The organism is Paenarthrobacter sp. NPDC089322 (genome assembly GCF_040684895.1).
Classification (GTDB): Bacteria; Actinomycetota; Actinomycetes; order Actinomycetales; family Micrococcaceae; genus Arthrobacter.
In genome coordinates, this window is record NZ_JBFBGW010000029.1 from 1 (window position 1) to 19742 (window position 19742).

Here is a 19742-nt window from a genome sequence, read left to right on the forward strand (position 1 = left end):
TGTGGGAGAGTAGGACACCGCCGGACAACCATTCAGGTCGAGACCCCCCAACCCACGTTGGGGGGTCTCCCACATTAACCAACAAAACACCCAGCGTTGGGTGTGCCCCTAAAGGCGGGTCTACCCCGAGAAGAACGCCGACAACTCCGCGATCAGCTTGTCCGGCGCCTTGTTGGGCCCGTCATGGCCGAAGCCCGGAAGAATGGTGTAGCTCGAGCCGGAGAGGACATCATGGATCTGGCCGCACGCGACACCGAAGTATGCAGGGCTCTTCTCACCCACCACAATCAGCGTCTCCAGCGGTAGTTCCAGGAACGGCTCCGCGGGCATGTCGGCTGCAATGACGGCTTTGATTTCGCGCACACCGCAGGTCATCAGCTCGCGCATCTGCTTACCCATCGGCGTGCCGGCGGTCAGCTTGGTGGCAAGCGTCAACATGGACAGGGGCATGCGCGCGAAGGCGCCGCCAGTCTCAACTCCCTTGATCAGAACGGCGAGGCCGCGATCATAGTCTCCTGCCGCCGTCGCGCGTTCATAGTCCGGCGTCCAGTCGGCCTTGACGCTGTGGTTCACGGAAACGGCGGGGTCGTAGACAGCCAAGCGTTCAACGGGCAGCGTGCGTGCGGCGTGAAGCGCCACGGCGCCGCCGAAGCTGTGTCCGAAGACATCGGTACTGGACGTGTGCCGCATGACGGCGTCGAGGTCGCGGATGTCGGCTTCGAGGGTGTAGTCCTCGGACTGGGGCGAAGAATCACCTCGCCCGCGACGATTGAAGGTATGCACGGGCCGTCCCAGCGCTTGGCTCAATTTCTGTGCGAAGCGTGTGTAATCGGCGGCCGTCACCATGGAGGCCGGCACCACGACGACCCCCGAACCTGCCGCGGTCAGCTCACCGCCCGTGGTCAGTACTTCGAGGTGGCCACCGTCCGCTGTAAGGATGATCTCGCGCGTCATGTGTCGAGCCTAACGGAGCGACCTGAATGCTGGCAGCATGCCGGCTCGATGGGCCTGAAGCACATAGTGGAATCAGCGCGTGAAGTAGTCCGAAATGTCCGACACGAGTTCCTTGACCGCTGCGGGTACCGAACCATGGAAGCCCTTGGGTGAGACCTCCAAGGTGCTCCCCGGAACCGCGGCGTGCAATCGGGCAGCGGTCACTTTGTAGTACTTGGGGCTTTTCTTGCCCACCATGAAATGCGTGTTTGGCGGCAGGACTGAGAAGTCGCGCGGCGATACGTTGGCATCGAAGGCAGCCTTGAGTTCGCCGACCCCTGACGGCATCAGCTCGCGGAACATCCTGTTGACTTTGGTCCTCGATACTACGGCCATGAGCCCTACCAGGACGGGCTCGGGTACCCGGGCCAGCGCAGTTCCGGGGTGCATCCCCCGTTTCATCCGCGCCAACGCAAGGTTGATGTTGCCCTGGTCCACAGACTCCTCAAAACCGGTGAGCCAATCCGTGTCCATGCTTCCGTCGATATTCACGGCGGCATCGTAGACGGCAAGTTTGCGGGGTTGGTGCCGCGTCCCCGCGAACGCCTGGGCTGCGTTGAGCGCTACGGACCCGCCCAGGCTGTGACCGAGGATGTTTTGTGCATCGGTTGCATCCATGACTGTGCGGACGTCGGCGATTTCCGTGGTCATGGAGTAGTTGTGCGGTTGATCCGTGGATTTCCCGCGGCCCCGGCGATCATAGACATCCACGGCCCAGCCCTCGCCCAACCCCTTTGCCAATGCCAGGGAAAAGGGCCGGTAAATCAGCGCAGTGAGGAACGCCCCGCCGATCAGGACAACGCGTCGTTCCCCGGGTGCGTCTTCCGTCCCGTACGTGTACAAGGCGAGTTGGCCGCCGTCGTGCGTCTTGATCCCGCGTTCCCTCACCGGACCATCCTAGGTTGCGGCAGCCGGGGATCGGGACCCATTGGAGAGGAATCGTGCCATCCGTGCCGCAAGGCGCTTGCCGGGGCGAAGTGGACCTTCGTGGAATTGCAGCGGCACGATCGCGAAGTCGATGGCGGGGACAGCTCCGGCGAGGACGCGCCCGGTTTCCGCGAAGTAGGACGGACTCCAGCCGCCGCTGAGCATGAGGGTGGGGGTGGCGAGTTTGGTGAAGTCGTGCAGGTGCGCATCCGCGTCGAGGACGGCCCGCATTTCGGCGACGGCGGTGGGCAGCAGGGCACGCATCTCGGCACCCAGCCGCGTCTGGGCAGAAAGGATGCTCAGCATCCGAAGGGCGCCCATCGGCAGGTACGAGATCGGGCCCGCAGTCCCAAGGCCTTGCACGAGGTGCGCCCATGCATGGTCGAGCTGCCCGGCAGTGACAGCTGCCTCGAGTTCCGGACGCCAGCGGCCGTGGAGGTTCCCGGAGAGGGACACCGCGGCGTCGTAAGTGACCAGCCGGTTGATCTTTGCGGTGCGGGCGGCCTGGAGCGCCACGAATCCTCCGTAGCTGTGCGCCACGACGTCCGTCGATCCGCTTTTCTCCATCACCACCTGCAGGTCGGCGATCTCTGTTTCGGCCGAATAGCCCGCCGGCTGCGGGGCTGACCGACCGCGGCCACGCCGGTTGTAGCAATGGACAGGCCGCTTCAGCATGATGCTCAGGTTCCGGGCGAAAGGCCAGTACAGGGAATCGGTCACCAGGGTGCCATGGATGACGACGACGCCGGACGGTTCAGCGGGTGCGTGGGAGCCGGGAATCGAGGCGTTCGACGCCGGCCGGAACGTGTGCACCTCAAGCTGCCCGCCGCCGTCGTCCGTTTCAACCGTCCATGTCTCCACAGCCCGAGTCTATGCGTTTCCCTGTCCTTGGGGTCCCGGAAGAAGCGGCCCGTAATCAGCGGTAAACTTAAGGATTGTGACTTCCCCAAACACCCCTGCCCTGAACACCTCCGTTGAGCCCGTGGACGCCAGCGAGCAAATGCGTATCCGCATGGACAAGCGTGCCAAGCTGATCGAACGCGGCACGGAGGCCTATCCGGTGGGCGTTGAGCGGACCCATTCGTTGAGCGAAATCCGCGAGAAGTACGCGCATTTGGAGGCCGACGACACCACTGGCGACGTCGTGGGCGTCACCGGACGGGTCGTGTTCGTGCGCAACACGGGCAAGTTGTGTTTCGCCACGCTTCAGGAAGGCGGCGTTGACGGCAAGGGTGTCCGGCTCCAGGCCATGCTGAGCCTGGCGAATGTCGGTGAGGAAGCCCTCGCCGACTGGAAGGCCCTGGTTGACCTTGGCGACCACGTGTTCATCAAGGGTGAGGTCATCTCTTCCCGCCGCGGCGAGCTGTCCGTCATGGCCGACTCCTGGTCCATGGCTTCCAAGGCCCTGCGTCCGCTTCCGGTCCTGCACGCGGAACTCAATGAGGAAACCCGCGTCCGCCAGCGCTACGTGGACCTCATGGTCCGCGATGAAGCCCGCGAGATGGTTTACAAGCGTGCCGCCATTACCCGGTCGGTCCGCGACACCTTGGACCGCCACGGCTACGTCGAGGTTGAAACCCCCATCCTTCAGCTCGTCCATGGTGGCGCTACTGCCCGCCCGTTCGAGACGCACATGAACGCCTTCGACCAGAAGATGACGCTGCGCATCGCTACGGAGCTCTTCCTTAAGCGGGCCGTGGTGGGTGGCATCGACCGCGTTTACGACATGGGCCGGGTATTCCGCAACGAAGGCGTCGATTCCACGCACAGCCCGGAATTCACCACCCTTGAGTGCTACGAGGCATGGGCCGATCAATTCGTCATGGCCGAACGTATGAAGGAAATCATCCTCAACGTGGCTGACGTGGTGGGTACACGCACTATCCAGACGGAAGCCGGGGAGATTAACCTCGACGGCGAATGGGCTTGGGTTTCGGTGTACCCGGGTCTTTCCGAGGCTGTGGGCGTCGAAATTACTCCGGACACGACTGTGGACGAATTGCTGGCCATCGCCGCCAAGCACGAAGTCAAGGTGGACCCTGCATGGGAAGCCGAAAAGATCGTGGTGGAGCTGTTCGGCGAAATCGTGGAGCCCACGCTGCTGAACCCCACATTTGTTTACGACTACCCGCCGTCCGCCCAGCCGCTGGCCCGTCCGCACCGTGAAGACGGCCGGCTGATCGAGGCATGGGACCTGATCATCGGCGGCATGGAGCGCGGTACGGCGTTCTCCGAGCTCATTGACCCGGTTATTCAGCGTGAGCGGCTCACAGAGCAGTCCCGTCGCTCGGCTGCGGGCGACGTCGAGGCCATGCAGTTGGACGAGGACTTCCTCCGTGCCCTCGAATACGGTGCGCCTCCCATGGGCGGCATCGGCCTGGGCATCGACCGCCTGGTGATGCTCTTCACGGGTGCCGGCATCCGCGAAACAATCCTGTTCCCCCTGCTGAAGCCCGAAGGCCACTGATTATGGAGTACATCGCAGTCCTGGCGCCATCCGTTGTTGTCGGATTGATCTTTTGGTTTGCCATGAAGTCGATCTTCAATGCGGACAAATCCGAGCGCCAGGCCGAAGCGCGTGCCCAAGCCGAAGCTAATAAGCGCAATTCGGGCACCGACCCGGACGGGCCTGCGGCAAAATAGCCCCTAATTGGCTTGGCATAGGGGTTATCCACATATGCCTTTGACGTGCGCACTCGCCGTGAACGATAATCAGAAATAGCAACATGGGGATTCTGAATATCCAACCCTCCAAAAGAGAGGCTACTCATGGCACAAAAAGTAAAAATCATCCTCGTTGATGACCTGGATGAGGGGGCAGCTGACGAAACTGTCCGCTTCGGACTGGACGGCGTAAGTTACGAGATGGACTTGTCCACCGCCAACGCATCGTCGCTTCGCCAGGCTCTGGAGCCTTACGTCGCCAAGGCCAGGAAGACTTCCTCCGGCCGCGCCACGCGTGGCCGTGCAACGGCCACCCGTAGCCAGGATTCTGCGCAGATCCGTCAATGGGCCCGCGACAACGGTTACACCGTAAACAGCCGCGGACGTATTCAGGCTGAAATTCAGGAAGCGTACCAGAAGGCCAATTCCTGATTCACCACCTCAATGCCCCGGCAGTGTCTGCCGGGGCATTGGCTTTTAACCGGACTGATTTGGGCGGGGCCATCCTCCGCCGTTTGGACTATTTGTGAATGGCCCGCCGCGGTACCGCTTCAATGCTGACGCATTGGGCGCTGGAAAGCCCCGGTCCTGAACTCGTCCACATTCCCCGAGTCGCAGTTTTGGTGACTTTCCCGGGCTGGCGAGTGCCGCCGTCGGGCGTTGCCGGCCGGCCCCGGCGGTTCTCCGGAAGCACTGCAAAGCCTGCGCGCGGCCTCGTGGATTTATTCCGGGACCGCGTCATGTTTCCCCTGTGGCGAACACGCTCCAAAAGTCCGGCTTGGCCACGTAGCATCAAAGTACGTCGTAGCTAGGAGTGTGGCGAAATGTTTGAGAGATTTACGGACCGTGCCCGTCGCGTGGTCGTCCTTGCCCAGGAAGAGGCACGGATGCTCAATCACAACTACATCGGTACCGAACACATCCTCTTGGGTCTGATCCACGAGGGTGAAGGCGTTGCCGCCAAGGCGCTTGAATCCCTGAGCATTTCGCTCGATGGCGTCCGCGAACAGGTACAGGAGATCATCGGCCAGGGCCAGCAGGCTCCGTCCGGGCACATCCCCTTTACGCCGCGCGCCAAGAAGGTGCTTGAGCTTTCGCTTCGCGAAGCACTGCAGCTCGGCCACAACTACATCGGCACGGAGCACATCCTGCTCGGCCTCATCCGCGAGGGCGAAGGCGTGGCGGCCCAGGTGCTGGTCAAGCTCGGTGCAGACCTCAACCGTGTCCGCCAGCAGGTCATCCAGCTGCTCTCCGGCTACCAAGGCAAGGAAACCGCCGGTGCGGGTTCCGGCCAGGGCCAGCAGGAGGGAACCCCCGCAGGTTCCGTGGTGCTGGACCAGTTCGGCCGCAACCTCACCCAGGCTGCCCGCGAGAACAAGCTCGATCCCGTGATCGGCCGCGAGCAGGAGATGGAACGCGTCATGCAGGTCCTCTCCCGCCGCACCAAGAACAACCCCGTCCTGATCGGCGAGCCCGGCGTCGGTAAGACGGCCGTCGTCGAGGGCCTTGCCCAGGCGATTGTCCGCGGCGACGTCCCGGAAACCATCAAGGACAAGCAGCTCTACACGCTGGACCTTGGTTCGCTGGTTGCCGGTTCCCGTTACCGTGGTGACTTCGAAGAGCGCCTGAAGAAGGTCCTCAAGGAGATCCGCACTCGCGGCGACATCATCCTCTTCATTGACGAGATCCACACCCTCGTCGGTGCAGGTGCTGCCGAAGGCGCCATCGATGCAGCGTCCATCCTGAAGCCGATGCTTGCCCGTGGTGAACTCCAGACCATCGGTGCCACCACGCTGGACGAGTACCGCAAGCACATCGAGAAGGACGCCGCTCTTGAGCGCCGCTTCCAGCCGATCCAGGTCAAGGAACCTTCCGTCGCCCACGCGATCGAGATCCTGAAGGGCCTGCGGGACCGTTACGAGGCACACCACCGCGTCACGATTACCGACGGCGCCCTCGCCTCTGCCGCGCAGCTCGCCGAGCGCTACATCTCGGACCGCTTCCTGCCGGACAAGGCGATCGACCTCATCGATGAAGCCGGTGCCCGCCTGCGCATCCGCCGCATGACCGCTCCGCCGGAGCTCAAGGCCATGGACGAGCGCATCGCCGATGTGAAGATGGAGAAGGAATCCGCCATCGACGCCCAGGACTTCGAGGGTGCTGCCTCGCTGCGCGACAAGGAGCAGAAGCTCATTGCCGAGCGCGCAGAGAAGGAACGCACATGGAAGTCCGGCGGCATGGACGATATCTCCGAGGTTGACGAGGACCTGATCGCAGAAGTCCTCGCGAACTCCACGGGTATCCCTGTCTTCAAGCTCACCGAGGAAGAGTCCTCGCGACTGCTCAAGATGGAAGACGAACTGCACAAGCGCGTCGTCGGCCAGGACGAGGCCATCAAGGCCCTGTCGCAGGCCATCCGCCGTACCCGTGCAGGCCTGAAGGACCCCAAGCGTCCCGGTGGCTCGTTCATCTTCGCCGGCCCCACGGGTGTCGGCAAGACCGAACTCGCCAAGGCCCTCGCCGAGTTCCTGTTCGGTGAAGAGGACGCCCTCATCACCCTGGACATGTCCGAGTACTCCGAGAAGCACACGGTTTCGCGTCTCTTCGGTGCCCCTCCGGGCTACGTCGGCTACGAAGAAGGCGGCCAGCTGACCGAGAAGGTCCGGCGTCGCCCGTTCTCCGTGGTCCTGTTCGACGAAGTTGAGAAGGCCCACGCGGACCTCTTCAACTCGCTGCTGCAAATTCTGGAAGACGGCCGCCTGACCGACTCCCAGGGACGCGTGGTGGACTTCAAGAACACCGTGATCATCATGACCACCAACCTTGGTACCCGCGATATCTCCAAGAGCGTCGCCACTGGTTTCCAGTCCGGCACGGACACCCAAACCGGCTACAACCGGATGCGCGCACGGGTCACCGAAGAGCTCAAGCAGCACTTCCGCCCCGAGTTCCTGAACCGTGTTGACGACGTCGTGGTGTTCCCGCAGCTGACGCAGGACGAGATCATCGAGATCGTGGATCTGTTCGTCACCCGCCTGGAGCGTCGGCTCAAGGACAAGGACATGGGCATCGAGCTCACCAAGGCAGCCAAGGTTCTTCTGGCCACGCGTGGCTACGACCCCGCGATGGGCGCCCGGCCGCTGCGCCGCACCATCCAGCGCGAGATCGAGGACCAGCTGTCCGAGAAGATCCTGTTCGGCGACCTGCACACCGGTGACATCGTTGTGGTGGACGTCGAGGGTGAAGGTGACGACGCCAAGTTCACGTTTGAAGGCAACGCCAAGCCGCGGATCCCGGAGATCGCTCCCACCGCGTAAGGCGTGCGCAACTTAAGCCAAATGCCCCGTTCATTCCGCAAGGAGTGGGCGGGGCATTTTGCACACCAAAAGGAGGGGAGAGGCATGCGCATATTGATGATTTCCCCAGGCACACGGGGTGATGTTGCACCCATGGCCGGACTCGGAAGCCGTCTGCAGGCTGCGGGCTACGACGTTGCCATCGCGGCGAATCCTGCCTACGCCCAACTGGTGGTCCGGTCCGGGTGTGAGTACCGGCCTCTTCCCGGTGACCTGACGAGGATCATCAAGCGTGCCACGCGCGGTGGACCGGCCAGGGACATGCTCACTACCTGGCGGGAGCTCACCAACTACATGGATCAGGCCGCCTCCGGGACTCTTGCTGCTGCCGAAGCCGGGGCGGATGTCATCTTGGCGAACTCGGTGGCACCCTATGCGTACGACGTCGCAGAAGCATTCGGCATTCCCGCGCTGGGCGCCCATCTGCAACCGGTGGAACCGAGCGCCGCCTACCCTCCGGTGCTCTTGGGATCGGCCCGCGATCTTGGCACGTTGGGCAACCGGATCATTGGCGAGCGGGTGATGGCCGGCCCGGCGCCCTACGATGCGCCCAGCGCACGGCTTCGGCGTCGGCTCGGCTTGCCCAAGCTGTCCCGCCAAGCCGCCGACCGCCGTCGTGGACGCCGCAACGCAACCGTCCTCTACGGGATCAGCCCCACAGTCCTGCCACGCCCCGCGGACTGGCGGCCCGGGCTGGTGATGGCCGGGTACTGGTGGCCCGTGCCGGAGCCGGAATGGAGTCCGTCCACGGAGCTACAGGACTTCCTGGCCGCAGGGCCGCCGCCTGTATTCGTAGGGTTTGGGAGCAGTGCGGCGCTGGATGCCGACTTTATTCTTCAGGCGACGCGCAAGGCCGGTGTGCGGGCGGTGCTTCAGGGTGCGGTGGAAGTTTCCCACGATGACGCCATCAGCATCGGAGCTGCCCCACATGAATGGCTGTTCCCGAGGATGGCGGCCGTTGTGCACCACGCGGGTTCGGGCACCACGGCCGCAGCTTTGCGCGCAGGCGTGCCGTCTGTGTGCGTTCCGGTGTACACGGACCAGCCGCTGTGGGCTTCCCGGGTCGCGGCCCTCGGTGTCGGTCCGCAGCCAATTCCCTACAAGAAGCTCACCGCGGAGCGCTTGGCAGCTGCCATCCGCCAAGCCGTCAGCACGCCTTCCTACGTGGCGCGAGCCAAACTCCTCGCAGCAAAGATTGCGAAGGAGGATGGAACCGTTCCCGTGCTCCAGGCCCTCCGGAACCTCCCATCTAGGTAGCAGTTAAGCACGTTATGAGCGCCCATAACGCGCTTAAATGCGACCTAGTTGGGTGCGTGGGGGGATATCTGAAAGTACTGTTTCACTGTGAGTGAACCACCCTGTGATCCGCCACACATTCCGTGTTGAATCGAAGCATGGATTCGACTGACTCTCCCACCCCGAGCACGCAACCCGAAACTCCTTTCCACGACCTCGACCACTACCTCGCCATCCCCAGGGTGAGTGGCCTTGCGTTGAGCCCGGACGGCAACCGGCTGGTGACCACCGTGTCGACACTCAACAGCAAAGGCACTGAGTTCGCCACCGCCCTCTGGGAACTCGACCCCGCGGGCCGCAACCACGCCCGCCGCATCACCCGCAGCTCCAAGGGTGAAGCGGGTGCAGCCTTCGCCGCGAACGGCGACCTCTACTTCACCTCGGCCCGGCCGGACCCCGATAGCCCGGACGCGGATCCCGTGAACGCGCTGTGGCTACTCCCGGCCGACGGCGGGGAAGCCCGGGTGGTGCACTCCCGGGCCGGGGGAATCAATGCAGTCCTCACCGCCACGGATGCCGACGCCACCTTCATCAACGCCGACGTCCTGGCCGGCTCCACGGACGAAGACAACGACGAGGAGCGCCGCAAGTCCCGCAAGGACAACAAGGTTTCAGCAATCCTCCACAGTGGATATCCCATTCGCTATTGGGACGCGGACCTAGGCCCCGCGCAGCCCCGCATCTTCGCTGTCGAGCCCGGTGAGACGGAAGAGCCCGGCAAGCCTTCAACCATCGACACGCAGCCACCGCTGAAACTGCGGAACCTGACCACCGGCGTCGGGGGTTCGCTCCGGGAGGCAAAAACGGTGGTGAGCCCCGATGGCCGAACCATCTACACGTGCCTCACCAAAGCGCTCGCGAAAGCCGACAGCCGGGAGGTGCTTGCCGCCGTCGACGTCGCCACGGGTGCGGTGAAGATCCTGCTGGACCACGAGGGCATGAGCTACTTCCCTGGCCCCGTCAGCCCGGACAACCGCACGCTCGTGGTGGAAAGCGAGAGCGACACCACGCCAACGCGGGCACCGCAGGTGAAGCTTCACCTCCTGAACGTCTCCGGCGGCGAAACCACGGACCTTGAACCGCTTGCACACCAATGGGACCGCTGGGCTACAGCCCGTGCGTGGCTTCCGGATGGCAGCGCCATCCTGGTGACAGCGGACGACGACGGCGCGTCGCCGGTTTTCCGTGTTGACGTCGCAAGCGGTGGGGTAACCCGGGTGACGACGGACGCTGCGGCGTATACCGACGTCGTGGTTTCCCCTGACGGAACCACAGCGTATGCCTTGCGTAGCTCGTACGAGTTCCCGGCGGAGGCTGTTCGGATCGACCTCGCGACGGGAGACGTTGTGCGCCTCCCGGCCCCAGCGGAGCGTCCGGTCTACAAAGGACACTTGGAGAGGGTGGCCACGAGGGCGGAGGACGGCTCGCGCGTGCCCGCGTACCTGGCGCTTCCAGAGGGGGCGAGTGCCGGGAATCCGGCGCCATTGCTGCTCTGGATCCACGGTGGGCCGCTGGGCTCGTGGAACGCCTGGACGTGGCGCTGGAACCCGTGGCTGTTGGTTGCCAAGGGGTACGCGGTGTTGCTTCCCGACCCTGCACTGTCCACCGGCTACGGGCAGGACTACATCCAGCGCGGGTGGGGTGAGTGGGGAAAGAAGCCGTTCCAGGACCTCATGGCCATTACTGATGCCGTAGTCCAGCGTCCCGACATTGACGAGTCGCGAACCGCGGCCATGGGTGGGTCGTTCGGCGGCTACATGGCCAACTGGGTGGCAGGCCAAACCGATCGCTTCAAGGCAATCGTCACCCACGCGAGCCTGTGGGCCCTGGACCAGTTCGGTCCTACTACCGACGCCGCGCAGTACTGGCTCAAGGAAATGACCGTTGAGATGGCCATGGAGAACTCGCCGCACCTGAACGTCGGCAACATCAAGACGCCCATGCTGGTGATCCACGGCGACAAGGACTACCGCGTTCCCATCGGCGAAGGGCTGCGGCTCTGGTACGAGCTGCTCTCGTCCTCGCAACTGCCCGCCGACGAGAACGGCCAAAGCCCTCACCGGTTCCTCTACTTCCCGGACGAAAACCACTGGGTGCTCCAGCCGCAGCACGCGAAGATTTGGTACGGGGTTGTGGAGCACTTCCTGGCAAAGGAAGTGCTGGGGGAGGACGTGGCGCTGCCTGAGGAGTTGGGGATTTAGAGGCCGGAACGGATGGCTGCGGATCAGCCTGCTGACATACGGCGAATTTCGGCGGCGTAGGCGTCGAGGACTTCGAATATACCGCTGTGCTGCCACACGCGGTTGCGGCCGCGGCCTGACGTTTCCGTCAGTACGCCGCGGTCCGCCAGAGCATCCAGTGCGCGCAATGCAGCCATCTCACCAAGTCCTAGCTCGGTCATGAGGTACTTCGTGTTCACTGCAGGCTGGCCGATCAGTGCAGGCAGCACCCGCCACGCTGCCGCGTCCGCGCGGAGCCCCGTCATCTTCGCGCGGGACTCCTCGAGTTGCGCCACTAGGTCGTCGACCAGCCGCGATCCGGTAGATGCGGCGATCCGGCTCGCCGTGGCGAACCCGCGGATGATCGGGCCGGCATCGCCCTCCCGAAATGCGCCCAGTGCTGCGAAGTAGCGTGCGGTATCCACGAGGAGGCCCGCGGAGATCGGGACCGCAGTTGAGTCCACCAGGCCCTTGTTACGGAGAATCGACTGCGCCAGTGCGCGCCCTGTCCGGCCGTTCCCATAGGGGAAGGGGTGGATGGTTTCGAACTGGGCATGGCTGACCGCCACTTGGACGAGTATGGAGACGTCCTGGCGGTCGATGAATTTGACCAGGTCCGTGATCGCACCGGGAATGCGGTGGTGGTGCGGGGCGACGAATCCGGCCGCCCGTGGCCCGGCCTGGCCAGGGCCGATCCATACCTGCTCGTCCCTGAAACGGCCGGCCCCGGCGGGATCGAAGCCGAGCTGGTGGAGCATCAGTGCTTTGTGCATTGCGAGGATGGAATTCTCGCTGATGTCATCAGCCAGTTGGAGGGCCGCCTCCATGGCTCGGACGTTGCCGATGACGGTGAGGGCGTTGGCTTTGCCGCCCTCGTCGATCTCGCTAAGGGCGAGCTGCTTGGCGGACGTCGTCAACTGTTCGATCTGTGAGCTGGAGGCAGACTCTGTGCGCAGCAGGATCGCCGTCATTGGCCCGAGCGCGGGATTGTCCCTGCCAAGGGTCCGCTGCGCGTGCTTGTCGAACGCGACCAGCTGGCGGGTGGCGTCCTCGATGTCGGCGGAATCTTCACTGGAAATGATGGGGGTCCAGTTGGCTATCGGCGCCGTGACGGCCGCTTGGTAAGGGCCGGTCTGGCGCTCTACTTCGGCGCGGGAGTACATCTCCGGCGCTCGCGGCTTCCAGTCGAAAGTCTCGAAGGAGACCGGATCGACCGGAATACAACCGCGTGGATGTGTTGCCATGCATCCACCTTACCAACACTTATCGAACTTACTGTTGGTAAGCAGCCTCCACTTCACCAGTAGGCCTCGTGAACCGTAGGCATGTGAGTACGCTGTCAACACATAAAACCATAAGTGTTGGTAACGGCCCCCTCCCGGTCAGACACGAATCCGCGGCCCCGCGCCCCAGGTAGCTAGGATGGGGGAGTGGAATCTGCCTTTAGCCTTCGACCTGCCCGCACCAGTGACGTGGCGGCGATCAAGAGGCTCGTGGCGCCTTTGGCTGAGCAGCGGATTCTCATGGCCAAGGAGACCGTGGCCTATTACGAGAGCCTGCAGGAATTCCGGATTGCCGAGTCTGACAGCGGTGATGTCATTGGCTGCGGCGCCCTGCACGTCATGTGGGAGGACCTGGCTGAGATCCGCACGCTCGCCGCGGCCGACTCCTGGCGGGGTCGCGGAGTGGGACACGTCTTGGTGGAAAAGCTCCTCGAAGAAGCGCAGGCGCTCGGCGTGAGCCGCGTCTTCTGCCTGACCTTCGAGGTGGACTTCTTTAAGCGACACGGCTTCGAGGTCATGGCAGACCAGTCGGCCGTGGACCCGCAGGTGTACTCCGAGCTGCTGCGCTCGCATGACGAAGGTGTTGCCGAGTTCCTCGACTTGGCTCGCGTGAAGCCCAATACCTTGGGGAACACGCGCATGATCAAGCACCTCTAGAGGCACCTCGGGGCTCCGCGCAACCCTGCCGGATAATGCATGATTTAATTCCTCTTCTCTTATCTAAAGTTGATGGATAAACTGATTGAGGCTTGCTGGGGAGCTTCCGCCAAATGGGTCAACCGAGAGAAGATCATGCAGTCCCACGCGTCCCTTTCAGGTATTTCCGAACTCCAACTCAGCGTGCGCGGTCCCGTGTTCACGCCGGCCGATCCGGGCTTCGCAGCCGAGGTAGCGGCCTTCAACCTCTCAACGCAACACCAGCCCGACCTCGCGTTCGGCGCCCTCGATGCCGAGGACGTTTCAGCGGCCATCCGTTGGGCTGCGGAACGGGGAATGCCCGTGGCCGTCCAGTCCACAGGGCACGGCGCAACCAACGCAATCGAAGGCGGGCTGCTCATCAGTACCCGCCGAATGCTGGAACTCAGCATCGATCCCATGGAGCGCACGGCCCGGGTGGGTGCCGGCGTCCGCTGGAAGGCCGTGGTGGAACACGCCGCGAACTTCGGCCTCATGGGTCTGTGCGGTTCAACCACCGACGTCGGCGTGGTGGGTTACACGCTGGGCGGCGGCCTGCCGATCCTGGGCCGCAAATACGGCTTCGCCTCGGACCACGTCATCGCCTTCGAACTCGTCACGGCGGACGGAACCGAACACCGCGTCACCAAGGACGAGAATCCGGAACTGTTCTTCCTCCTCCGCGGTGGCAAGGGCAACCTTGGCATTGTCACGGCCATGGAATTCCACTTGTTCCCGGCCTCGGACCTGTTCGCCGGCGGCCTGTACTTCGACGGTGAGCACGCGGCAGCGGTGCTCCAGCAGTTCAGCGAATGGGTGCCGTCGCTCCCGGCCGAAGCGTCGGCGTCGTTGGCTTTCCTGCGGTTGCCGGACATGGACCTCATTCCTGAACCGCTGCGCGGAAAGTTCGTGGTCCACCTGCGGTACGCGTACCAAGGCGACGCGGCCGTGGCGACGCAGTTGCTGGAGCCGATGCGGCAGAGTGCACCGTTCATGATGGATGGGACCGGGCCGCTGGATGTTACCCGGTTCGACTCGATCCACCAGGACCCGGACCAGCCTGTTCCCGTGCGTGAGCGGGGTTTCCTGCTCGACCGACTGGACCAGCAGGCGAGGGAAGCCATCCTGCGGCACTTTGGCCCCGGCGTCGAAAGTCCCGTACTGATGGCCGAACTTCGGCTGCTCGGCGGTGCACTGGCGCAAAGCGCCGACGGCGAAGACACCGTGGGCGCCCGGGATGCCGCCTTCAGTTTCTTCATGGCGGGCATGGCCGTCCCGCCGGTGGCGCAGCTGCTTCCCGTAGTGTTCGACGCCGTCCGCGACGACCTCCGCGAAGCCTCCAGCAGCGGGACTTTCGTTAACCTGCACGGGCACTTTGTGGACGTGGAGGACAGGGAGCGGGCGTGGGGGCCGGGCATCCGTGAGCGGCTCAGGAAGGCCAAGGCGGAGCTGGATCCGAAGAACATGTTCAGCTACGGGCACGTCGTGGGGCTCCCGGTCATCGACCAGGCCGTGGTGATGGACCAGACCGTCCTGCTCGAGGACGTAGTGACGGCCGGCGGCGACGCCGTGCTGGGCAACTAAGCGTCCAGCCATGCAGAACCACGTCATGTTTCCGGACTTCTCTGCGTTCCAGATAGACATTCCGCACGGGCACTGGCCCCATGAGTCGTCATGGCCCGGCGGCACCTACCCCGACCCCGATCTGTACTCGGCGTTCTGGCCGGACATGCGTGCACGGGCTGTTCCGGAAGCCGTGGTCGAGGGCTCGGACGAGGGCTCGGACGACAACGCCGGTAGCGCCGGCTCCGGAGGAGGGGGCGCAGCACCGTAGCCGTTGGTTCCTGGACCACGCCGATGAACCCTCACTGATGCAACAGCGCGTTGCATCAGTGAGGGTTCATCGGCGAAAGTCCAGGCCCTTGCCGCATCCTAGGACATGAAGGCGGCAGTTTCCGAGTCCTTCACGATCATTTATTGCCGGCTTGAGTCGAACGCTCTATCAGCGATTGCCGACTTGAGCCGAACGCTCTGTCACCCGGGGGTAGCGCATTGCGCGGGTGGGGGTGATCGGTGAGAGAGGGATGCCCGGGTGGGGGTGATCGGTGAGAGAGGGATGCCGGGGGTGGGGGTGATCGGTGAGAGAGGGATGCCCGGGTGGGGGTCATCGGTGAGAGAGGGATGCCCGGGTGGGGGTCATCGGTGAGAGAGGGATGCACGGACCTGGAAGCACGTGGGCTTTATTAACAATTCCTTATGCTTGTAATGATCATAGTCCTGTGTCACGATGATGTTCGGCATCCAATACGAGCAAGGAAAGCACCCGTGAACATCGAACTTAAACCCGTCCGGAAGCTCCGCATCCATTGGCCCATTCCGGTGGAGACCATGACCCGTCTTGGCCAAGGTGAGCTCAGCGCCCTGGAATCAGACGCCGGAATCGCCAGTCTCCTGGAGGCGCTCAAAGCTTCCCCGGAGCTCGGCGGCTTCGGCAACTACCACCACGTCTTCGAATCTTCCGCCGGTTTTGAAGGATTCACCGTCGCAGAGGGAGCAAATCCAACGCTGGGAAATGTGGGACAGCGAACCATCTCCCCGACGTTCGTCTTCACCTCCTACTTCGACGCCGCACTGGAAGAGGCAACTGTCCGGAAACTGGTGCAGCGGATCGTGGAGATCCACCCCTGGGAGGTCCCTGTCATTGAAGTGTCCGGTCCGCTCAGCGTATCCAGCAGCGCCGCACCCGCCCTGAATACCATCCAGGAAAGGATCGCCTCGTGAATTCACCAATGTGGCAAGAACTTGCTCCGCTTCTCGCCAACAGGACCTTCGTCGACCTGACCCATGCTTTCCACCCGGGCCAACCGCACTTCGCGGCGTTTCCCGATGAACAACGCGAAGCCCTCTTCGACATGGACAAGGGAGACGGTTTCACCGCGCACAAGTACTCGATCGTGGGCCAATGGGGCACCCACGTTGACCCGCCGTCGCACTTCATCCGCGGCGGCCGGACCCTGGACCAATTGCCCGTCAAGGAGATGGTGCTGCCCTTGGCAGTCCTGGACATCAGCAGCCGCGCCGCGATCGACAGCGACGCCACTCCGGCGCTGGCCGATGTCAATGCCTGGGAAGAACGGAACGGCAGGATACCCGCTGGATCCTTCGTTGCGCTGCGCACGGGATGGAGCCATCGGTGGCCTGATGCCCAGGCGATGGCCAACCGCGATGCAGAGGGCATCAGCCATACGCCCGGATGGTCCCGGGAAGTCCTTGAGTTCCTGGTCGAAGAACGGGACGTGGCCGCGGTGGGACATGAACAGACGGACACGGATCCCGGCCTGGCAACATCGCGCCAGGACTTCAGCCTCGAGACATACATCTTGGCCAGCGACAAGTGGCAGATCGAACTGCTGGCAAACCTGGACGGGCTGCCGGAGGTTGGAGCTGCACTGATAGCCACATGGGCCAAGCCGCTGGGCGGAAGCGGATTCCCTGCCCGCGTCTTCGCGATCCACTAAGGCGGCAGGGCGCCGTCGTACCGCTCACGGCGCACTGCCCCCGGCGGCTGGCTAGAATCGAGAAATGTCAAAGACCTCCAGCATGGGCCGCGGCATGATGGCCATCCTCGCCGTGGGCGAGCGTCACGCCGAAGGATACGACGGCGGCACCGTCGCCGAAGTCGCGAAGCGGCTGGACAAGGACCGCAGCCAGGTTTCCCGCAGCCTCAAAGGAGCACTGCAGGAAGGTTTCCTGGCCCGCACAGCTGATCGGGCCTACTGCCTGGATTGGTCGCTCCTTACCGACGCACAGCTTGTGACGGAACAACGACTCAGGACCGACGGGCTGGCCGCCCTTGAGGGATTGGCGGCCGAAACGACCGAAGCCTGCTTCCTTGGCGTCCTCAGCGGCAACAGCACAGTCACCATTGCCGAGCATGTACCTGCCAGCGCCAACTTGGTGGGTTCGTGGTTGGGCCGCCCCTACCCGGCTTACTGCAGCGACGCGGGCCAGGCCCTCCTGTGGGATGCGCAGGAAGAAGAAGTACGGAGGATCTTCCAAGGTGTGGACTTCGTCCGGCACGGGCCGAACACGCCGTCGTCCGTAGACGACTTCCTCCGACGATTGGACGTTGCCCGGAGCAGGGGCTACTCCATCATCGACGAGGAAGCAGAACCGGGCCTGTATTCGCTTTCGGCGCCGATCCGGGACTTTAAGGGAGACATCGCCGCGGCGCTGCAAATCGTTGGCCCGAAAACCCGGCTTGAACCGCAGCGCGAACATCATGCGTTGGCTCTTGCTTCATGGCGTGACTGGCTCGAAATCAGGGTGGGCGGAACTCAGTGAATGACCGGGGCGTCCAAGCCTAGGCGGGATGACTAAATACTGAACCCAGACGCCGGGACGCAGATTGCAGGGCACCAGCTACGGCGGCGACGTTCAGCTCGGCCCCGGGCCGGTTGCCCAGAACACTCAGCGCTGCGAGGATTTCGCCCTCGGGCGAGCGTACCGGGACAGCGATCTCCCAGACATCGTGCTCGTATTCTTCTGCCGCCAGAACAAAACCGGCCGGCCTGTCCCGCTCCATCAGCTCCTGGACTTCGGCTGTGGAGTGCGCGGCAGCGGGACCGCCAACCCCGATGAAATTGACGTCCTTGAGCAGCGACTGCAAGGCCCGGGCGTCGTGATCCCATAGCAGCGCCCGGCCGGCTCCCGTGCACCAGACCGGCGTCACCATTCCAGGCCTGGCGAAGCCCCCCAAAGCGGCATTATTGCTTGAAGAGCGCAGGAGCTGCACCCGTACGCCGTCCCGAACGGAGAGGCGGGAACGGACGCCAAAACCAGCAACGAGCTCTTCCAGTTCTGCCCTGGATTCATGGACCCAGTCCCTGTTGAGGGAATTGGCGAGGGTGAAAAAGCGCCGGCCCACCCTGAACGGTCCGCGGTCTTCCCGTTCCAGCAACCCAAGATCGCAAAGCTCCTGGGCGAGCCTGGACACCCGGCTTTGCTCCATATCCAGCTCCGCGGCGAGTTGTGAAACCCCCAGCAGTTGCCTGCCCTGTTTCTCCCGGTCCGCCACCAACCGCACCAAGCGAAGGCCTTGGGCCAAAGACGAGGCTTCCGATGGCACATCCACGGAACGGGCTCCTTTCAGCAAGCTCAAGCCATTCTCACACGGCACCCTACGCAACGAGGACGCGGGAGCCGCCCGCCCACACCGTATAGAGGTCTGCGAGGATGCTGCCAGTGGCGGACTCCAGCTGGTCCACCGTGATCTCCTGGCTGCCTTGGCGGCCGAAGAGGACTACCTCGTCACCTGGGCGGACATCCGGAACCTTGGAAATGTCCACCACCATGGAGTTCATCGAGACCGCATCCACAACGGGAACCCGTTGTCCCCGGACAAGCACGCTCCCTCCCCTGGCCAACGCCCGCCTGTAACCGTCGCCGTAACCCGCCGTGACCGTGGCCAACCGTGCCTCGGACTGCAGGGTGTGAAGGTGCCCGTATCCAACCTTGGTTCCTGCGGGATAACTGTTTACCGAGCCGATCCTCGCCTTGAATGCCAGGCAACGCCGGTAATTGCTGTGCTGTGGATCGGAGTCGCCGTACAACAGCGCGCCGGTCCGCACCATATCCAGCCAGGTCGCGGAAACATTGAGGGTCGCGAAGGAGTTGGCAGCGTGCAGCAACACTCGCTCACGCGGCACATTGGCCGAATGCAGGATGGACATGGCCTGGTGAAGGAAACGGGCCAAGCCTGCCTCGATGTCTTGCACGTCATCCAACGGGAAATGCGTCATGATGCCGGCAAGCTCCAGGTGCTGATGACCCAGTATTCCTACTGCGCCGGCACGTCCCAGTGCTGTGGATACGTCCAGGCTGTGGCGGCTTATGCCCGAAGAATTGATGTCCAGATGGATGCGGATCCTCTGTCCGGCGGCCGATGCTATCCGGCTGATTTCCCAGGCGCTTTGCGGATCAGCAACGAGTTCCTCGACTCCGTATGCGGTGGCGGCCGCAATCTCCTGCGGCGCGGCGGCACGAACGCGCAGCAGCTTGCCGGCGTACCCGTGATCCCGGGCAATGTGGGCCTCCCTGTTGGATCCGACACCTATGTACGGCACTCCTGCACGGGTGAGGGACGGCATGAGCAGATCCGCCCCGTGCCCGTACGCGTCAGATTTGATGACAGCGCAGAGCTTGGCACGATCCCGCAGCAGCTCCTGCGCTTCCCGAACGTTGGATTCGAAAGCTGCACCGTCTACCTCCACCCAGCTGGAGAGATGGTCAGTGCTTGGCGCAAGGGGAACCGGATGCATCTTGGTGGC

The 19742-nt window shown here is 63.6% G+C and carries 18 protein-coding genes; 12 read left to right on the forward strand and 6 right to left on the reverse strand.

Features of this window, described 5'->3' with window-relative positions:
- Positions 1–120: 120 nt before the first annotated feature.
- From AB0N65_RS19715 to AB0N65_RS19725, 3 genes are all read right to left on the reverse strand, one after another.
- On the reverse strand, positions 121–954 hold the full coding sequence (locus AB0N65_RS19715) for an alpha/beta hydrolase (protein WP_364165656.1): 834 nt from the start codon (positions 952–954) through the stop codon (positions 121–123).
- Positions 955–1026: 72 nt separating this feature from the next.
- Positions 1027–1881 carry an alpha/beta hydrolase gene (locus tag AB0N65_RS19720; RefSeq protein ID WP_364165659.1) on the reverse strand — a complete coding sequence of 285 codons (855 nt, stop codon included), beginning with the start codon at positions 1879–1881 and terminating at the stop codon, positions 1027–1029.
- Between the two features lie 9 nt (positions 1882–1890).
- Positions 1891–2781, reverse strand: a complete 891-nt coding sequence (locus tag AB0N65_RS19725) for an alpha/beta hydrolase (protein WP_364165662.1) — start codon at positions 2779–2781, stop codon at positions 1891–1893.
- Between the two features lie 76 nt (positions 2782–2857).
- On the opposite strand from AB0N65_RS19725, the gene lysS reads away from it, so the two are divergent.
- From lysS to AB0N65_RS19755, 6 genes are all read left to right on the forward strand, one after another.
- Entirely contained in the window at positions 2858–4387 is a 1530-nt protein-coding gene (gene lysS, locus AB0N65_RS19730) for a lysine--tRNA ligase (RefSeq protein WP_364165665.1), read from the forward strand.
- A 2-nt stretch (positions 4388–4389) separates the two neighbouring features.
- Complete coding sequence (locus AB0N65_RS19735; RefSeq protein ID WP_364165668.1) at positions 4390–4563, forward strand: hypothetical protein; 174 nt, start codon at positions 4390–4392, stop codon at positions 4561–4563.
- 126 nt (positions 4564–4689) lie between these two features.
- Positions 4690–5016 (forward strand): Lsr2 family protein, encoded by a 327-nt coding sequence (locus AB0N65_RS19740; RefSeq protein WP_364165671.1) that lies wholly within the window; start codon positions 4690–4692, stop codon positions 5014–5016.
- A 392-nt stretch (positions 5017–5408) separates the two neighbouring features.
- Entirely contained in the window at positions 5409–7901 is a 2493-nt protein-coding gene (locus tag AB0N65_RS19745; RefSeq protein ID WP_364165674.1) for an ATP-dependent Clp protease ATP-binding subunit, read from the forward strand.
- 84 nt (positions 7902–7985) lie between these two features.
- Positions 7986–9197 (forward strand): glycosyltransferase, encoded by a 1212-nt coding sequence (locus AB0N65_RS19750; protein WP_364165676.1) that lies wholly within the window; start codon positions 7986–7988, stop codon positions 9195–9197.
- Between the two features lie 137 nt (positions 9198–9334).
- The gene (locus AB0N65_RS19755; RefSeq protein ID WP_364165678.1) at positions 9335–11437 is read left to right on the forward strand and encodes a S9 family peptidase; all 2103 of its coding nucleotides are present in this window, start codon (positions 9335–9337) and stop codon (positions 11435–11437) included.
- A 23-nt stretch (positions 11438–11460) separates the two neighbouring features.
- Here AB0N65_RS19755 and AB0N65_RS19760 read toward each other — a convergent pair whose 3' ends face one another.
- Positions 11461–12699: a Fic family protein gene (locus AB0N65_RS19760; RefSeq protein ID WP_364165680.1), complete on the reverse strand. Its 1239-nt coding sequence runs from the start codon at positions 12697–12699 to the stop codon at positions 11461–11463.
- Positions 12700–12885: 186 nt separating this feature from the next.
- Between AB0N65_RS19760 and AB0N65_RS19765 the strand changes: the two genes are divergently transcribed.
- From AB0N65_RS19765 to AB0N65_RS19790, 6 genes are all read left to right on the forward strand, one after another.
- Entirely contained in the window at positions 12886–13395 is a 510-nt protein-coding gene (locus tag AB0N65_RS19765; protein WP_364165683.1) for an amino-acid N-acetyltransferase, read from the forward strand.
- Between the two features lie 72 nt (positions 13396–13467).
- Positions 13468–14997: an FAD-binding oxidoreductase gene (locus AB0N65_RS19770; RefSeq protein WP_364165686.1), complete on the forward strand. Its 1530-nt coding sequence runs from the start codon at positions 13468–13470 to the stop codon at positions 14995–14997.
- A 10-nt stretch (positions 14998–15007) separates the two neighbouring features.
- On the forward strand, positions 15008–15247 hold the full coding sequence (locus AB0N65_RS19775) for a hypothetical protein (RefSeq protein ID WP_364165689.1): 240 nt from the start codon (positions 15008–15010) through the stop codon (positions 15245–15247).
- 491 nt (positions 15248–15738) lie between these two features.
- Positions 15739–16194, forward strand: coding sequence for a hypothetical protein (locus AB0N65_RS19780; RefSeq protein WP_364165692.1), 456 nt, complete (start codon positions 15739–15741; stop codon positions 16192–16194).
- A gap of 8 nt (positions 16195–16202) precedes the next feature.
- The gene (locus tag AB0N65_RS19785) at positions 16203–16931 is read left to right on the forward strand and encodes a cyclase family protein (RefSeq protein WP_364165750.1); all 729 of its coding nucleotides are present in this window, start codon (positions 16203–16205) and stop codon (positions 16929–16931) included.
- A 64-nt stretch (positions 16932–16995) separates the two neighbouring features.
- Positions 16996–17757: an IclR family transcriptional regulator gene (locus AB0N65_RS19790; RefSeq protein WP_364165694.1), complete on the forward strand. Its 762-nt coding sequence runs from the start codon at positions 16996–16998 to the stop codon at positions 17755–17757.
- Between the two features lie 19 nt (positions 17758–17776).
- On the opposite strand, the gene AB0N65_RS19795 is transcribed toward AB0N65_RS19790, so the two are convergent.
- On the reverse strand, positions 17777–18547 hold the full coding sequence (locus AB0N65_RS19795) for an IclR family transcriptional regulator C-terminal domain-containing protein (protein WP_364165697.1): 771 nt from the start codon (positions 18545–18547) through the stop codon (positions 17777–17779).
- Positions 18548–18593: 46 nt separating this feature from the next.
- Positions 18594–19733, reverse strand: a complete 1140-nt coding sequence (gene alr / locus AB0N65_RS19800; protein WP_364165699.1) for an alanine racemase — start codon at positions 19731–19733, stop codon at positions 18594–18596.
- Positions 19734–19742 lie beyond the last annotated feature (9 nt).

Coding starts and splice junctions, on each gene's coding strand:
- AB0N65_RS19715 (WP_364165656.1), bottom strand. CDS start 954: ATGACGCGCGAGATCATCCTTACAGCGGACGGTGGCCACCTCGAAGTA.
- AB0N65_RS19735 (WP_364165668.1), top strand. CDS start 4,390: ATGGAGTACATCGCAGTCCTGGCGCCATCCGTTGTTGTCGGATTGATC.
- AB0N65_RS19740 (WP_364165671.1), top strand. CDS start 4,690: ATGGCACAAAAAGTAAAAATCATCCTCGTTGATGACCTGGATGAGGGG.
- AB0N65_RS19745 (WP_364165674.1), top strand. CDS start 5,409: ATGTTTGAGAGATTTACGGACCGTGCCCGTCGCGTGGTCGTCCTTGCC.
- AB0N65_RS19750 (WP_364165676.1), top strand. CDS start 7,986: ATGCGCATATTGATGATTTCCCCAGGCACACGGGGTGATGTTGCACCC.
- AB0N65_RS19755 (WP_364165678.1), top strand. CDS start 9,335: ATGGATTCGACTGACTCTCCCACCCCGAGCACGCAACCCGAAACTCCT.
- AB0N65_RS19760 (WP_364165680.1), bottom strand. CDS start 12,699: ATGGCAACACATCCACGCGGTTGTATTCCGGTCGATCCGGTCTCCTTC.
- AB0N65_RS19770 (WP_364165686.1), top strand. CDS start 13,468: ATGGATAAACTGATTGAGGCTTGCTGGGGAGCTTCCGCCAAATGGGTC.
- AB0N65_RS19775 (WP_364165689.1), top strand. CDS start 15,008: ATGCAGAACCACGTCATGTTTCCGGACTTCTCTGCGTTCCAGATAGAC.
- AB0N65_RS19785 (WP_364165750.1), top strand. CDS start 16,203: ATGTGGCAAGAACTTGCTCCGCTTCTCGCCAACAGGACCTTCGTCGAC.
- AB0N65_RS19790 (WP_364165694.1), top strand. CDS start 16,996: ATGTCAAAGACCTCCAGCATGGGCCGCGGCATGATGGCCATCCTCGCC.
- alr (WP_364165699.1), bottom strand. CDS start 19,733: ATGCATCCGGTTCCCCTTGCGCCAAGCACTGACCATCTCTCCAGCTGG.